The sequence below is a fragment of the Pectobacterium sp. CHL-2024 genome (assembly GCF_044751765.1).
In the GTDB taxonomy this organism is placed as follows: Bacteria; Pseudomonadota; Gammaproteobacteria; order Enterobacterales; family Enterobacteriaceae; genus Pectobacterium; species Pectobacterium brasiliense.
Genome location: NZ_JBIXKO010000024.1, coordinates 24,264 through 40,072, shown reverse-complemented (window position 1 = coordinate 40,072; position 15,809 = coordinate 24,264). Strand labels below are relative to the sequence as shown.

Below are 15,809 nucleotides of genomic sequence, written 5' to 3'. Positions count from 1 at the left end.
TAACGGCTGGAATGAAACAGAATTTGCCTGGCGGCGATAGCGCGGTGGTCCCACCTGACCCCATGCCGAACTCAGAAGTGAAACGCCGTAGCGCCGATGGTAGTGTGGGGCTTCCCCATGTGAGAGTAGGGAACTGCCAGGCATCAAATTATACAGGTGCGCTGATATGGCTCAGTTGGTAGAGCGCACCCTTGGTAAGGGTGAGGTCCCCAGTTCGACTCTGGGTATCAGCACCAGTTATTTGGGTTAATGTTCGGCTTAAAAAAGAATTTACCTGGCGGCGATAGCGCGGTGGTCCCACCTGACCCCATGCCGAACTCAGAAGTGAAACGCCGTAGCGCCGATGGTAGTGTGGGGCTTCCCCATGTGAGAGTAGGGAACTGCCAGGTTTCAATTAAGATAAAAGGCCATCCTTAACAGGATGGCCTTTTATTTATTTCTATTTCAGGATCGTAAACTCTTCCTTTTACCTGAATAGACTCGCTTATCTTCTTATTAACCCACCTCATAATAACGTCCTGTTTGTGCTGTTTTATTTATCCGTGTTTCAGTTAAGGGTAATAAAAGCACTGTTTGCGTTGTTACATTAATAAATTATTACAATCAGGAACTTGTTGCCTCAGGGTTTAAGTGCCGCTTTACTATAGCGGGCATCGTTTTATGCCCGGAAAAACAGGAGAATAAAATAAGATGACTGATCTAACGGAAAATGCGAAAGATACGCGTCAACGTATCCGAGCTATAGTTGGCGCTTCATCGGGTAATTTGGTTGAGTGGTTTGATTTTTATGTTTATTCCTTTTGCTCAATCTATTTTGCCCATATCTTTTTCCCTTCGGGAAATACCACCACTCAATTACTACAAACCGCAGGGGTTTTTGCAGCAGGCTTTTTAATGAGACCGATAGGCGGTTGGCTTTTCGGTTACATTGCAGACAAGCATGGTCGTAAAAATTCAATGCTAATTTCAGTCTGCATGATGTGTTTTGGATCTCTGGTTATTGCATGTTTACCGGGATATGAAACCATTGGCACCTGGGCTCCCTTTTTATTGTTATTAGCCCGTTTATTTCAGGGGCTTTCTGTCGGTGGAGAATACGGCACTAGTGCAACGTATATGAGTGAAGTTGCCGTTGAGGGACGGAAGGGATTCTATGCTTCTTTCCAGTATGTCACGCTGATTGGCGGTCAACTGCTGGCACTGTTAGTCGTTGTGATATTACAACAGATACTGAGTGATGAAGATTTGCGGGCGTGGGGATGGCGTATTCCTTTCGCTCTCGGTGCTATTTTGGCGATTGTTGCGCTCTATTTACGCCGCTCTTTGAATGAAACGTCTGATAAAACGACTCGCGGACATAAAGATGCTGGCTCACTTGCGGGTTTGTGGAAACATCGCCGTGCCTTTATTACCGTACTGGGTTTTACGGCAGGTGGTTCTTTAGCTTTTTATACGTTTACCACTTACATGCAAAAGTATCTGGTGAATACAGCAGGAATGGATGCGAAAACGGCTAGCGGTTTAATGACCCTTGCACTGTTTATTTTTATGCTGCTACAGCCGTTCTTTGGTGCGCTGTCGGATAAGATTGGCCGTCGTAGCTCCATGCTCTGTTTCGGCGGGCTTGCGGCATTGCTGACGGTTCCCATTCTGACGGTACTGCAGAGTGTGACTAGCCCTGTCATTGCCTTCTCGTTGGTAATGCTTTCACTGATTATTGTCAGTTTCTACACGTCTATCAGCGGTATTTTAAAAGCAGAAATGTTCCCGCCTGAAGTCCGGGCATTGGGCGTAGGCTTATCTTATGCGGTTGCTAATGCGCTGTTTGGTGGTTCGGCTGAGTATGTTGCACTTTCGCTGAAATCGTTTGGTATGGAAACGGCTTTCTTTTGGTACGTATCAGTGATGGGAGCAATTGCGTTTATTGTGTCATTGACGCTGCATCGCCGAGGCAAAGGAATGAAGCTTTAGTTGCCATAACGCCTGGTCGGTAGTTGCACCGGCTAGGCTCCCAAATGACAATAAAAAACCTCGGTTTCCGAGGTTTTTTTAAAGCAGATTACGGGTCTTAGAGAATACGACTGATGAGTCGATCGATACGGATACGGCGCAGACGTCGTATCAGCTTGCGGACTTTCACGGGATATTGCGCAATGCTCTCCAGTTCAGTATAGCTTTGTACGACGTGAGTATGCGTCCTGATCGTGTCCAGTTCGTCCAGACGTTGCTGCAATAGAACCTTCTGAGGATCGTGAATCAGGATGGCATTTTCTAGATCCAGACGCCATGCGCGTGGGTTAAGGTTATTTCCCGTCAACAGTTGCCACTTGTCATCTACCCACATGCCTTTCAGATGGAAGCTGTTATCACCATCTTTCCATAGCCGCACAACAAGCTGCTGATTCTCAATGTAGCGTTCCAGACGACTCAGGAAACGGCGAAGGTTGATCTCATAGAGATACGGTAACGCGCCGATAATTTTAAAAGGCTGATCTTCTGGAATATAGAAATCGTTAGCGGTCTTATCTCCGATAATAATTTCTACTTTTTTACCGTCTCGTAATAGCCGGATGATATTTCTCACCAGCAGCGCTGGCAGGTTGAAATACGGGGTGCAGATAACCACATGCTCATCAGCGCAATACATCAGGTGATGGATGGTCTTATTCAGCGGACTTTGTTTTCCTAACCCGACTAGCGGCGTGACGGTTAATTCGTTCGCGTCCGTGCTGTGTTCTGGAGCCTGATAATTGGCAGTACGTAACGTTTGTCGGAACTGCTTGATATCATTTTTTATTTCCAGACTTTTCGGGCGATCGGTATGATCCAATCGCTGTACTGCCGGAGCCGTCAGCATGGTCTGGATATATTGCACCATCGTATCGGCCAATACCGGATTATGAATCAGCTGATAGCGGTCATAACGGTATTTCTGATGTTGGTGCAGATAAACATCATTCAGGCTGGCTCCGCTGTAGATGACCGTGTCATCGACAATGAAGCCTTTCAGGTGCAGCACGCCCAATGCTTCACGCGTGTTGACAGGAATGCCATAGATAGGGAAATGCGTGTCTGGATGTTTTTTCGCCATATCGCAATACCAGTCGGCATTGGTATTTTCTGCCGCTGCGCCGATCCTGCCGCGCTGAGCACGATGCCAGTCTACCAGAATGCGGACATCCAGCTCTGGGCACTGCCGTTTGGCTTCATAAATTGCGGATAGAACTCCCATGCCGCCATCATCGCGCTCAAGATATAACGCTACGATATAGATGCGTTTTTTAGCACTCAAAATGGCGTTAATCAGCGTCGTGCGGAAAAGCTCAGGCGAATGTAACGTCTGAACATCATCTGCGTTCTGGGGAATTCTGGGCAGTTGTGCAAGGTGCTGTTGGTATTTATTGCGTTTAAAATTTGACAGCATCACAGTGCGTTTCTTCTCTCATCAGTTTATACCCACCATACGTCGAGCTGCATTAGGGTATATGACCTTCTGGTCATTATCAAAAGTTAAGGAGTAGCCGAATGGGCGATAATACCATTACTTTCCGGCTGTTGTGAGTCTGTTTTGCCATTGAATCGGTATCACAATTCCCGTTGCAAGAGCCATGTCACGTCTTGCTATCAATTCTTCAGCGGCAATTCCAGCGTCACAATTCCCTCTTCTAATTGTACGTCGATGTGAAAACCGAGCTTTTTGGACAGCTGGATCATGCCTTGATTATGCGGCATGGTGATGCCGGTCAAGCGGGAGAGACCATGCGCTTTGGCGTAATCAATCAGCTTTTCCAACAGGCGTCTGCCAAGGCCCAGCCCTTTTAGATCGGATCGCACCAGCACGGCAAATTCCGCATCCGTATTATCCGGATCCGAAATCGCACGCGTCACGCCAATAATCTCAGTCTCCTCACCGAGCTGGCGTACGGCAACGAATGCCATCTCACGATCGTAGTCAATTTGTGTCATATTGGCTAAGTCTTCGTGAGTAAATTCATTAATTTCGCTGAAATAACGGTAATACAGGTCTTCTTTCGTCACTCTTGCAATGAACGAACTGAGCAGCGGTTCATCTTCCGGCAAAATTGGCCGGAACAGACAACTATCACCATTTTTGAGGGTAACCGTTTCTTCCAGCTCGTGTGGATAAGGGCGGATTGCCAGCCTTGACTGCGGATCGCCACTGAACGGCGTCAGATGTAGCGTGACATCCAGCAGCGTAAAGGTGTCCCCGGATGCCAGCAGAGGATGAATATCTAGCCGGGAAATTTCAGGGCAGTCGAGAATCAGGTTGGATACCTGAACCAGCAAGCGGCTGAGCGCGGGAATGTCCAGCGGACGCAGTGCACTGTATTCCCGAATCTTGCCGCCTTTCACCGCTTGCAGCACCAAATAACGGGCCAGCGTCATATTCAGCGGAGGCAGGGCGACGGCAGCTTGTTTTTCTCGCCACTCAACGCCGCCTTCTCCTAGCATAATCAGCGGACCGAAAACGGGATCCTGCTCGACGGCAATCCTAAGCTCCTGCGCACCAGCGCGATTTGCCATGCTCTGCACGAGCAGACCGTAAATGCGTGCCTGTGGGTAGGTGCGTTTCACTCGGTCAAGAATAGCATCGGCCGCCTGCTGGACTTCTCTGGCGGTTCTCAGGTACAGCATGACGCCCTGAACTTCCGATTTATGTGGAATATCGGGCGATCTCAGCTTAATCGCGACCGGGTAGCCAATTTGTTCGGCGATATGGACGGCTTCTGCGCTGTCGCCCGCGATCCAGGTGGGTAACGTATCCAAACCGTAGGCTTGCAGGATGGGTTGAACTTCATGCGTATCAAGCTGCGTCACGCCATCTGACAGCGCCTGATGAATCAGCGCATGTGCCTGACTGGCGTTGATGCCTAAATTCAGCGGCAGCGCCGGGGTTTCCTTTAGCTGTTTCTGATTACGCCGATATTCGACGATATGCATAAATGCCGTAACCGCGCCTTCCGGCGTGCGATAGGTCGGAATGCCTGCATCGTTAAACAAGCGTCGTGCTTCCTGCGAGGAGAATTCACCGCACCAGTTGGTCAGCAGCGTAATTCTTTTCCCACGCGGATGCTGTTGGAAGAGCGTAATCAATTGCGCAGCGCTATCGGTGCTGGGGGCCGCGGCGCTTGGCGCGTGAATGATTAAGAGTGCATCGACTTCATCGCTGTCCAGTAATACCGAAACCGCTGCCTGATAGCGGGCTGCGGTTGCATCATCACGCAGATCGAGCGGATTGCCGATAGTGACGGTCGGCGGCAGCGCTTCCTGTAGCGCTTGTCGGGTCGCCTCGCTGAGTTGTGCCAGCTTGCCTTGTCGGCTGAGAAGCTGATCCAGCGCCTGTGCAGCGGGCGATGCGCCATTGCTCACCAGCATCAAGCGTTCACCGCGCAGCGGCCGCAGGTGGCTTAAGGTTTCCACTGCGGAAAAAAGCTCATGCGTATCCCGTACCCGCAGTAAGCCTGCGCGTTGAATTGCTGCGTCGTAGGCGGCATCCAGACCGTGGCGCTGGTCATTCAGCAACTGCTGGGCCTGCTGGCTACGCCCGCTTTTTATCACCAGTATCGGCTTATTTCGGGATGCGCTACGGGAGGCGGAAAGAAAGCGGCGCGCATCGCTGATGTGTTCCAGATGCAGCAGAATCGCACTGGTTTTGCCATCGCGTGCCAGAAAATCTAACAGGTCGTCGACATCGATATCCAGGCTGTCGCCCAGGGCGATGAAATAGGAAAAGCCAATACCGCGCTGCTGCGCCCAGTCCAATATGGTGTTGGACACAGCAGCCGACTGCGAAATGAATGCCAATTTGCCTTTCATAATCGGGACTGGGGAGAAACTGGCATTCAGGCCTTGCCAGGGCGCGAGTAGCCCGAGGCTGTTGGGGCCAAGCAGGCGCATGTGATAGCGCACGGCGCAGGCCTTTAATTCGCTGAACTGGGTCGGCGGCGCGGAGAGAATAATGACGGTTTTGCAGCCTTTCTGTCCCAGTTCTTCTAACAGCGTCAGATTACGGCTGGCGTTGGTGCAAATCACGGCAAGATCGGGGGTCATCGGCAGGCTGGCGACCGTCGGGTAGGCCAGCACGCCGCAAACGGCACGATATTTCGGCGTAACAGGCAGCACGGGGCCGCTGAAATGGCCGTCCAGCAGATTTTTCATCATCAGAAAACCGGCTCGTCCCGGTTTTTCTGACGCGCCGAGAACGGCGATAGACTTAGGGCGTAACAGTGCTTCCAATCCGCGCTGGCTCATGCGTCACTCCTTTAGATCAATCCCCTTTGATACTAAACGCTTTCTGCCGCTTGTGCTGTGACGATGGGTAAATTTTCCCGCAAGCTGTGGTGTGATTTCCCTGCCAGATAGTGTCGTCGGAAACGATCAAAATGCTGTGATAGCGCGTCGGCCGCGACGATATCCCCCGCCTGTGCGAGCAGGGCGATGGCAATTTCGGCGGTGCAGTGCTGTCCTGCGCTACTGGCTTCGCGCAGCTGATAGCGGGAAAGTGCCTCTACATTCAGCGACAGGATCGGCAGGTTGTCCAGATAAGGGCTTTTGCGGAACATTTTACGCGCTTCCGGCCACGTACCATCGAGTAAGACAAATAGCGCGGGCTTTTCCGTTGCGGGAAGCTGGTGAAACACCTGACGCCCTTCTTCCGCGGCATCGGCAAGGAAAACCAGATACGGCTGAACGTCCGGGTTTTGCAGGGCAGCAAGCAACTCGGGATCGGGCTCGGTGCGTGACCAGCGAAACGCCTGAGTCTCAGGGAGAATATCGGCGATAAGACGTCCGGTATTGCTTGGCTTTAGCGGCTCGGTGTCAAACATCACCAGACAGAATCGGCTGCGGGATTGCTGTGCCTGAATGGTGTGGCATAGACAGTTGGTTGCGGGCAATAAACACTGCTGGCAGCGTACTACGCGGCAGCCACGGGCGCGGAACGGTTTGGTTGACTGCTCAAGACGTTGCTGGCGCAGACGGAGTACGGCATTGTCCATGAAGGGACGGTTGACCATTAAAGGATGGTTGAGCATGAAATAGATGACGCCATGAGATTCTGCAACGAATCGGCTTCGTTTTCATCATTGAGAAGCTGATTCAGAAAGGCGACATTCTAATCGACAGGCGGGTTGACCAAAAGGGTAGGAGGCAATAATACCTACGCTCCTACCCTAATTCTCTACAGCGATTCGTCCAGCCAGCTCTCAAACTGTGCCTTTGGCAGTGCGCCGTTGAGGATGTCGACCATCTGGCCCTGTTTAAAGATCATGAGGGTTGGAATACTGCGGATGCGGAAACGTGTACTGAGTGCCGGTTCGGCTTCGGTATTGACCTTAATAAAGCGGACTTTCCCGCTACGCTCTTGCGCCACATTTTCAAACACCGGGGCAAAGTTGATGCAGGGGCCACACCAGGGCGCCCAGAAATCGATTACGACGGGAAGATCGTCCTGTAACAGCTTATCGAGCGTCACTTCTGTGGCATTGGTAACGTCACCGCTGAATAAGGTTTCTCCGCAACGACCACACTTTGCATGGTCATCAACACGCTCTTCTGGCAGGCGATTGGTTGTTTGGCAAGATCCACATACCGTATTCATAACAGGGCCTCAGATAAAGGGGCTAAAATAAAGATGTCGCTGATAAAATGCGCGCAATGCGGCATTGGAAAGTCAACGGCATGTTGCTTAAGCGTGAATAAATTATGGTGGGGAGACATTATGGCAACAACGTGGTTTGCCCAATAGCTACAATAGCTTCTGACTGTTAGCGCTCTTTTACCACAAGCGTGTGGCTAAGCGGGTGTACATAAGGTAATCTTCGCGCCCAGCGCGTAGGTGGAGAAAACAATGAGCGATTCATTCAATAGTAAAAGCGGCAAAGTCCGTGTGATGTACGTCCGTAGTGATGATGAGGGCGAGAAAGAGAATAAAAACAAGCGCCCAGCTGACAAAGATCGCCGTGGCGATCGGCGTGATGGCGGTGGCTCTCGCGATCAACGCGAAAAGCCGAAGCATCCGCGCGACGTTAACCCGCGCTATGCCCGGGAAAATCCGTCCCGCGACGGCGATAGCAATGCGAAATCGCCGTGGGGCAATAAAGATCGTAATGAACGTAGTGGCGATCGTCCGCGTCGTCCACGCGGTGAAGAGACGGGAGGGTATGAATCCCCGTGGAAAACCGTGTCTCGTGCGCCGGGCGATAGCGAAACGCCTGACCATGGCGGGATCACTGGCAAGAGCCATATCGATCCTGAGCAGCTGCGTCGCCAGCGTCAGGAAGAAACACGTGTCTACGGTGAAAATGCCTGTCAGGCGCTGTTTAAAAACCGCTCTGAAGTGATCGTTCGTGCCTGGTTCCTGCAAGAAGTGACGCCGCGTTTCCGCGATGCACTGCGCTGGATGGCAGCAAACCGCAAGGCTTACCACGTTGTGGAAGAGGACGAGCTGATTAAGGCTTCCGGCACTGAGCACCACGGCGGTGTCTGCTTCCTGATTAAAAAGCGTCAGGGACTGGATGTGCGTGAGTACCTGAAAACGGCGGGTGAGCAAGACTGTGTACTGGCGCTGGAAGATGTGGGTAACCCGCACAACCTCGGCGGCATTATGCGCAGCTGCGCGCATTTCGGCGTGAAAGGTATTCTGGTGCAGGATGCGGCGCTGCTGGAATCCGGCGCGGCCGTGCGTACGGCAGAAGGTGGTGCGGAACACGTTAAAGCGATTAACGCTGACGATTTCCTGTCCGTGCTGACAGAGTTCCGTAACGCAGGTTATACCATCGTGACCACCTCCAGCCATAAAGGTACGGCATTGTCGCAAGCGACGCTTCCGGCGAAAACTGTGATCGTGCTGGGCCAGGAGGGCGATGGTCTGTCAGATAGCGCCTGGCAACAGGGTGATGTAAAAGTCTCTATCGGCGGCACCGGTAAAGTTGAAAGTCTGAATATTTCGGTCGCAACGGGCATTTTGCTGTCCGAGTGGTGGCGACAGAATCAGGCCTGATATCACGCATCGACGCTCAGGGAGAATCGGCTCCCTGAGTCGGTGTCACCACGGATGAGAGGACGATTGATGAAGCAGAAAGTTATCGCGGTATCGTTGCTGTTGGGTACATTGCTGGTAAGCGGTTGCCATTCGCTGCCGCACTCGTCCGTTGCCGCTACGCCAGCCGCTGATGCATGTCAGATTGGCGACAAGCAGGTGCAGACCACGCTTTATTTTGGTTTGAATCGTCCTGCTGGTCCGGTGATTTCAGAGGCCGAGTGGAAAGCATTTTTGGATGGTGACGTTACGCCACGCTTTAAAGAAGGGCTGACGGTGTTTGATGCCAAAGGACAATGGCTAGGGAACGATGGCGTGGTTGCCCGAGAGAACAGCAAGGCGCTGATGTTGATTCACGGCGCTGATAAAGAGCGTGATATTGAAGCGCTGCGTACCACCTACAAATCACGTTTCGCGCAGGAATCCGTCATGCGGATTGATGCTCCCGTCTGCGTCGCTTTCTGATTTTTTCATCAGCCCCTTTTCAGGGGCTGATTCTTTTCAATATATAACTATTACAGTACCAGTCCCGCCACTGCCGCAGACAGTAAGCTCACCAGCGTAGAACCATAAACCAGCTTCAGGCCAAAGCGTGATACCACGTTGCCCTGTACTTCATTCAGCCCTTTGATTGCGCCCGCGATAATGCCGATTGACGCGAAGTTAGCGAAGGAAATCAGGAATACGGACAAAATGCCCAAGCCGCGTGGCGACATCTCTGCCGCGATCTTCTTCAGTTCGAGCATGGCAACGAATTCATTCGCCACCAGCTTGGTCGCCATGATGCTGCCCGCGTTCAAAATATCGGAAGACGGAATGCCGATCAGCCAGGCTAACGGTGAAAAGACATAGCCCATAATCGCCTGGAAGCTAATGCCGAAGACGGTGCTGAACAGCGCATTCACGGCGGCAATCAAGGCCACGAAGCCGATCAGCATCGCCATGATAATCATCGCCACTTTAAACCCGGCAAGAATGTATTCCCCTAGCATTTCAAAGAAGCTTTGGTCTTCATGCAGCTTTTCCAGCTTCAGTTCTGGTTCGTCGTCAGTCTGGTAAGGGTTGATGATCGACAGAATGATAAAGGTGCTGAACATATTCAGAATCAGCGCGGCGACGACGTATTTGGCGTCCAGCATGGTCATGTAGGCGCTGATGATCGACATGGACACGGTCGACATTGCCGTCGCGGCCATCGTGTACATCCGCCGTGGTGACATGTCAGCGATGACGCCTTTATAGACGATAAAGTTCTCCGACTGCCCGAGCATCAGCGTACTCACGGCGTTAAACGACTCCAGTTTCCCCATCCCGTTGACCTTAGACAGCAAGGTGCCGATGCCTTTGATAATCAGCGGCAAAATTCGCCAGTGCTGCAAAATGCCGATCAGTGCGGAAATAAAGACGATAGGGCAGAGCACGTTGAGGAAGATAAAGGAAAGCCCTTGTGCGTTCATCCCGCCAAACACAAAATCGGTTCCTTGATTGGCGAAAGATAATAGCTTTTCAAACAACCCGGCAAAGGAGCTAATCGCGTTAAGCCCGATGCTGGAATGCAAAAGGAAATAGGCTAGCAAAATTTCAATCACCAACAGTTGCACAATAAAGCGCAGTCGGATGCGTTTTCTGTCGTGACTGACGAGCAGTGCCAACAAAAAAATGGCTGCTGTTGCCAAAATGAAATGTAAAACCTGTGACATAAAAGAACCACGTAATCCCCGAATAAAAGAGGCGCATTGTAATCGGAATGTGAAAATATGTTTATCCCGAATCTGTAAATCCTTATTCGCTACAGCGCTATAAGAATGGGGGGATGTATTCGAGTCATCAGGGGACGGTGGGAAGGGGAAAAGAGAATTCCCCTTCGGCCCGTTGCTGACAGAAGGGGAAAGAAAGCGTACGGCGAGTTAGTGCGCGCCACCGCCTCCACCGCCGGTAGTGAAGGGCGGTTTAGCGAACCAGACCAGTATCAGCAGTATCAGGAATACGGCTGCGGCGGCCCAAAAAATCTCGTTGGCGGAGATAATCAGCCCCTGTGCGGTAATCTGCTCTGCGATGTAGGCTGAAGCCTGCGTTTGGCTCATCCCCATCGCCTGAAGCTGCTGGTACGTTTCCTGCGCGATCGGATTATACGGCGTGATAGATTCCGTCAGGTGTGCATGATGCAGCGATTCGCGCTGTGTCCAGAGCGTGGTGGTAATCGACGTCCCGATCGATCCCGCCAGCGTTCGGGTAAAGTTCGACAGACTTGATGCTGCAGCCAAACGTTCCGGCGGCAGCCCGGACAGCGTGATGGTCGTCAGCGGCATGAAGAAGCAGGCGACGGCAAACCCCTGAACGAACTGCGGCCAGGCCGATGCGCCGAAATCCATGCCCGGCTCGAACGTGTACGCTCGCCAGTAGAAACAGACGGCGTACATGATAAAGCTGAACGTCACCAGTTTGCGCATATCCAGACGCGGAGCAAATCGACCGATAATCGGCGACAGCACCACCGGCATCAACCCAACGGGGGCGGATGCCAGCCCCGCCCAGGTGGCGGTATAGCCATACACCTCCTGCAACAGCTGTGGCAAGAGCACGATCGCCCCGAAGTAAAACATGTAGGCGAGGCTGATACACAAACAGCCGATGGTGAAGTTGCGTGATTTAAACAGCGATAAATCCACCACCGGGTGGTCGTCGGTTAGCTCCCAGACAATCAGGAACGCGATTGCAATCACCGCCACCACGGTTAGGGTGATGATTTCCGTCGAGTTAAACCAGTCCAGCTCTTTGCCGCGGTCGAGCATCATTTGGAGGCTACCGATGCCGACAACCAGCAACGCCAGCCCGATGGTGTCGATGGGCTTGATCTCGGTTTTGGTTTCTCGCCCGCGCAGCGTTTGCATGGCTATGAACACCACGGCGATGCCGAGCGGAACGTTGATGAAGAATATCCAGCCCCAGTGATAGTTGTCGCTAATCCAGCCGCCCAGAATCGGGCCACAGATTGGCGCGACGACCACCGTCATGGACCACAGCGCCAAGGCGATGCTGCGTTTGGCGGGGGGATAATTGCTGAGCAACAGGCTCTGTGACAGCGGGATCAGCGGCCCGGCGACAATCCCCTGCAACACGCGGGAGAAAATCAGCATTTCCAGGCTGGTGGATATTCCGCATAGCCAGGACGTCAGGGCGAAGAGCGCCGTTGACCACAGAAAGAGGCGGACTTCCCCAAACCGTTTCGCCAGCCAGCCGGTAATAGGAATAGAGATGGCGTTGGCAACGCCGAACGAGGTGATGACCCACGTTCCCTGTGAGTTGGACGCACCCAGATTACCGGCGATGGTCGGAATAGCGACGTTAGCGATGGTGGAGTCCAGCACCTGCATAAACGTTGCCAGCGACAGAGCAACGGTCATCCAGGCCAGACTCGCGCCTTTAAGCGGTTCTCTCTGCACGTTTCTCTCCTGCCCGCTTAACCGGCATTCGCCTGAATAATGGCGCTGATTTCCTGATTAACAGGCGTGAGATCCAACGTCAGCGCATCACTTTGGTAGGCCGGCGTGGTGCGTGAGGTTTCTGCTAACGCGCTGCCTTCGGTATTAGCGGTATCGACATTAACCAGCGCGGACAGACCGATACGTAACGGATGTTCGGCGACCTGTTTCGGATCGATCTCAATACGCACGGGCAGGCGCTGCACGACCTTGATCCAGTTGCCTGTCGCGTTCTGGGCAGGCAGCAGGGAGAAGGCGCTACCGGTACCCATATCGAGACCGACCACTTTTCCCTGATACACGACGTCGTCACCGTAGATATCCGCGATCACGGTAGCCGGTTGGCCGATACGCATATTGGCTAACTGTGTCTCTTTGAAGTTCGCATCGACCCATAGGTGATTGGCAGGAACGACTGCCATCAGCGCTGATGTCGAAGAGATACGTGCCCCAATCTGCACGCTGCGGCGTGAGACATAGCCGTCAATCGGGCTGACGATCTTGGTACGCTGTAGCGCCAGCCAGGCATCGCGCATTTCTACGGAGGCTTGCTGTATGGCGGGTTGCTTCTCGAGCGGCGTATCCAGAATCATTGCCTGATTCGCCTGATATTGCTGTCTGGCGACTTCCAGTGCGGCTTTAGCGGTTGCGACGGCATCGCGAGCATGCTGCACTTCTTCACGCCCGATAGCATTGGCGCTGCCGAGTGCTTCCCGGCGGCTCAAGTCACTTTGTGCCTTGTTCAGCTCGGTTTGGCGCAGCTCAATATTGGCCTGATACTGCTTACTGTTGATGATCAACTGGTGCGTCTGGCGGACGCTGTTGGCCAGCCCGGTTTTCGCGCGTTCAAACGCCTGCTGGGCATCGGTCGGATCTAACTCCACCAGCACCTGTCCCTGCTTAACAAAATCGGTATTGTCGACGTTAACATGGGTGACGCTGCCGCTGACCTGCGCCATGATCTGAATCTGATTGCCTGCGACGTAGGCGTCGTCGGTGTTTTCGTGGTGTCTGAGCACCAGGAACCAGTAAACCAGCCAGGCACAGCCCAGCACGACGAAAATAAACGTCAGCAGTGATAACACGCGTTTGCGCTGCTGTTTTTTGTTTTTCTGTGGCGTTTGCGGCACCTGATTTTCCACACTTTCACTCATGCTCTTCTCTCTCTTTTTATTTTCTTTGTATCGGCTATCGCACCAGACAGAGCAGTCTGGCGATAGTCGCAATGAATTCATTTTGCTGTGCGGCCTGGGGGGCTTAAGGTCGCCCGCCCGGAGCGTGAGATTGCCGTTTTGCTAAGCCGCATGTCGCGGTTGCTGAGAGGTCATGCCTATTTTTCGCAGCAAAACGCCTCCGCCCGATACATAAGCATCGGGTCATTCCGGGTGGAAAGGTGCTGACTATTGTTTTTTGTTGTTGTTTTTTCTGTTATTCGTTGACTGACTCGTCCATCTCATCCAGCCGGACCAGTAGCTTTCTCATCAGGCTTTCGAGCTGTTTTTGCTCACCAGATTCAAGCACGGAGCAAAGCACATGGAGGCTATGGTGCTGCGGTGGAATCAGTTGACCAAGAAATGCTTTGCCTTCTTCTGTCAGATGCAGATGCAGGCAGCGTCTGTCGCTACTGCTTTCACGTCGTTCAATCCAGCCTCTTTTTTCCAGATCGTCGGCAATGCGCGTCGCGTTAGTGCGTGACGATCCCAGTGCGGCACTGAGTTCAGAAGGCTGAATGCTATAAGACTCTTGAGATTCCAGCGTCAGCAATGCCATGAAGAGGGTTTCATTGATGCCCTGTTCTTTCAGAATTCGGTTTCTGTGTTCCAGGATTTTGCCCTGTACGTGCATGAATAAACGCAGCAATAGCACTTCCTGACGCGGGAAGTCGGGCTTACGTGAAGCACGCAGGTCGAGCATTTGTTCTATAGGAGTGAATGAACTGTCCATTTTTTATATAAACCTCATTAATCACGGTGTGCATAGTAACTAATGTTACTAACTGGGTAAACGGCATTAAGGTGGGAAATTGTGCTTATTTCTGTGACAGAAAGTAAGCGGAGAATCGCTTAAAATGAAGATTATTCACCGCTTACTTTATTTAAATCAAAATGTTAGTTGATAATTCGCACGGCGGATTCAAAGCAGTTTAAAGGCAATGCCGTAGCAGAGCGCACCCAGTAACGTTGATAAGACGATACTACGGGTTTTATAAAAACAGGCGGTCAGCGTAATGAATCCTACCAGTGTTGGCAGCAGCTTTTCACGATGCGCGAGAATATCTGGCACGCTGGAAACAATCAGCAGCGCACAAATGGAAGCAATGCCAATGCTATCAAGCAACAGCGCTTTTTTACCGCGTTGCAGCGAACCGGAAGCGCGTGAAGCGCTCAGCCGTAGCGGCAGATAGCGGAAGAGGTAGTTCACCAGCCCGACAATCAGCCCGATAAGAATGACTTCTGTACTCATGCGTTCACCTGTGGCGTGGCAGGATTAACCAGCGAAGCCAGACAGCCGCTGAGAATGCCGAACAGTATTGCGGCTGGGATGGAGGAAAGCAGCAGACCAAGCAGCGCGCCGCCGAGCGCGCAGGCGACGACCAGACTCTGTTTCCGCCTGAAGGACGCGAGTAAAAAGCTCAGGAAAAGTGCGGGCAGCATGAAAGACAGCGCCGCTTCAACGGCAGGGTAATCATTCAGCGGGCCGTTACCGAACACGGCTCCGATCACCGTGCCGAGCACCCATGAGAGCCAGGCAAGCAGCGACACGCCCATCATCCACTCTTCTGACCAGCGGCGGTTATCTTTCGCGAGTCGGGTGGCGGCTGCGGCAAAGACTTCGTCCGTCAGGCCGAACGCCCACAGCGCGGTTTTTCGGGTCGGCAGCCGCTGCGCAATACGATGCCGTAACGCGGGTCCATACAACACATGGCGGACATCCATCGCCATGACGGTCAACGCCGCCACCCAGATGGACATGCCTGCGCTGAGCAGGGCGGTGATGACGAACTGGCTGGCTCCAGCGTAAATGATGCAAGAAAGGAAAATGCCTTCCAGCGGGGTAAAACCTAGCTTGACGGCGTTCATGCCAAACGCGAATGCTACGGGCATGTAGCCGATAACAATCGGCAGGCTGTCAAAGACGCCTTCGCTAAAAGACGCAGATTTTGTCGGTGCAGATGAGGTTAATGTCTTCACTAGCTTGATATGTTTTGTTCTTAAAGGAAATTAACCGATAACACTAGCAAAGCGTCACCGGAATTTCACGTTATT

Annotated in this window: 13 protein-coding genes, 1 tRNA gene and 2 rRNA genes; 6 read left to right on the top strand and 10 right to left on the bottom strand. The window is 52.5% G+C overall.

Going from position 1 to position 15,809, the window contains the following annotated elements:
- The first annotated feature begins 26 nt into the window (after positions 1-26).
- The 4 genes from rrf (ACIPUG_RS20285) to ACIPUG_RS20270 all read left to right on the top strand — a co-directional run bounded on the left by rrf (ACIPUG_RS20285) (position 27) and on the right by ACIPUG_RS20270 (position 1,971).
- Positions 27-142 (top strand): 5S ribosomal RNA (gene rrf, locus ACIPUG_RS20285).
- A gap of 18 nt (positions 143-160) precedes the next feature.
- A tRNA-Thr gene (locus ACIPUG_RS20280) sits at positions 161-236 on the top strand.
- 37 nt (positions 237-273) lie between these two features.
- A 5S ribosomal RNA gene (gene rrf, locus ACIPUG_RS20275) occupies positions 274-389 on the top strand.
- A 301-nt stretch (positions 390-690) separates the two neighbouring features.
- Positions 691-1,971, top strand: a complete 1,281-nt coding sequence (locus ACIPUG_RS20270) for an MFS transporter (RefSeq protein ID WP_205537075.1) — start codon at positions 691-693, stop codon at positions 1,969-1,971.
- 97 nt (positions 1,972-2,068) lie between these two features.
- On the opposite strand, the gene pssA is transcribed toward ACIPUG_RS20270, so the two are convergent.
- The 4 genes from pssA to trxC form a co-directional block, all read right to left on the bottom strand.
- On the bottom strand, positions 2,069-3,424 hold the full coding sequence (gene pssA, locus ACIPUG_RS20265) for a CDP-diacylglycerol--serine O-phosphatidyltransferase (RefSeq protein WP_039288574.1): 1,356 nt from the start codon (positions 3,422-3,424) through the stop codon (positions 2,069-2,071).
- 200 nt (positions 3,425-3,624) lie between these two features.
- Positions 3,625-6,273 carry a bifunctional acetate--CoA ligase family protein/GNAT family N-acetyltransferase gene (locus ACIPUG_RS20260; protein ID WP_014916447.1) on the bottom strand — a complete coding sequence of 883 codons (2,649 nt, stop codon included), beginning with the start codon at positions 6,271-6,273 and terminating at the stop codon, positions 3,625-3,627.
- 32 nt (positions 6,274-6,305) lie between these two features.
- Complete coding sequence (locus ACIPUG_RS20255) at positions 6,306-7,019, bottom strand: tRNA-uridine aminocarboxypropyltransferase (RefSeq protein ID WP_014916446.1); 714 nt, start codon at positions 7,017-7,019, stop codon at positions 6,306-6,308.
- A 182-nt stretch (positions 7,020-7,201) separates the two neighbouring features.
- Positions 7,202-7,621 carry a thioredoxin TrxC gene (trxC, locus tag ACIPUG_RS20250; RefSeq protein ID WP_400339977.1) on the bottom strand — a complete coding sequence of 140 codons (420 nt, stop codon included), beginning with the start codon at positions 7,619-7,621 and terminating at the stop codon, positions 7,202-7,204.
- A 249-nt stretch (positions 7,622-7,870) separates the two neighbouring features.
- Here trxC and ACIPUG_RS20245 point away from each other — a divergent pair, with 249 nt between their 5' ends.
- Positions 7,871-9,022 (top strand): tRNA/rRNA methyltransferase, encoded by a 1,152-nt coding sequence (locus tag ACIPUG_RS20245; RefSeq protein WP_039463182.1) that lies wholly within the window; start codon positions 7,871-7,873, stop codon positions 9,020-9,022.
- Between the two features lie 69 nt (positions 9,023-9,091).
- On the top strand, positions 9,092-9,526 hold the full coding sequence (locus ACIPUG_RS20240; RefSeq protein ID WP_014916443.1) for a DUF3574 domain-containing protein: 435 nt from the start codon (positions 9,092-9,094) through the stop codon (positions 9,524-9,526).
- Positions 9,527-9,576: 50 nt separating this feature from the next.
- Here ACIPUG_RS20240 and ACIPUG_RS20235 read toward each other — a convergent pair whose 3' ends face one another.
- The 6 genes from ACIPUG_RS20235 to ACIPUG_RS20210 all read right to left on the bottom strand — a co-directional run bounded on the left by ACIPUG_RS20235 (position 9,577) and on the right by ACIPUG_RS20210 (position 15,734).
- Positions 9,577-10,761 carry a NupC/NupG family nucleoside CNT transporter gene (locus tag ACIPUG_RS20235; RefSeq protein WP_104213496.1) on the bottom strand — a complete coding sequence of 395 codons (1,185 nt, stop codon included), beginning with the start codon at positions 10,759-10,761 and terminating at the stop codon, positions 9,577-9,579.
- Between the two features lie 207 nt (positions 10,762-10,968).
- A complete protein-coding gene (gene emrB / locus ACIPUG_RS20230; RefSeq protein WP_400339974.1) occupies positions 10,969-12,504 on the bottom strand; it encodes a multidrug efflux MFS transporter permease subunit EmrB in 1,536 nt (511 codons plus the stop codon).
- A gap of 17 nt (positions 12,505-12,521) precedes the next feature.
- Positions 12,522-13,697, bottom strand: a complete 1,176-nt coding sequence (emrA, locus tag ACIPUG_RS20225) for a multidrug efflux MFS transporter periplasmic adaptor subunit EmrA (RefSeq protein WP_039288556.1) — start codon at positions 13,695-13,697, stop codon at positions 12,522-12,524.
- 274 nt (positions 13,698-13,971) lie between these two features.
- Entirely contained in the window at positions 13,972-14,487 is a 516-nt protein-coding gene (gene mprA / locus ACIPUG_RS20220; protein ID WP_014916439.1) for a transcriptional repressor MprA, read from the bottom strand.
- Positions 14,488-14,676: 189 nt separating this feature from the next.
- The gene (gene ygaH, locus ACIPUG_RS20215) at positions 14,677-15,006 is read right to left on the bottom strand and encodes an L-valine transporter subunit YgaH (protein ID WP_014916438.1); all 330 of its coding nucleotides are present in this window, start codon (positions 15,004-15,006) and stop codon (positions 14,677-14,679) included.
- Positions 15,003-15,734, bottom strand: coding sequence for an AzlC family ABC transporter permease (locus ACIPUG_RS20210; RefSeq protein WP_010282655.1), 732 nt, complete (start codon positions 15,732-15,734; stop codon positions 15,003-15,005). Before ACIPUG_RS20210 ends, ygaH begins: the two co-directional genes overlap by 4 nt.
- Between the last annotated feature and the right edge of the window lie 75 nt (positions 15,735-15,809).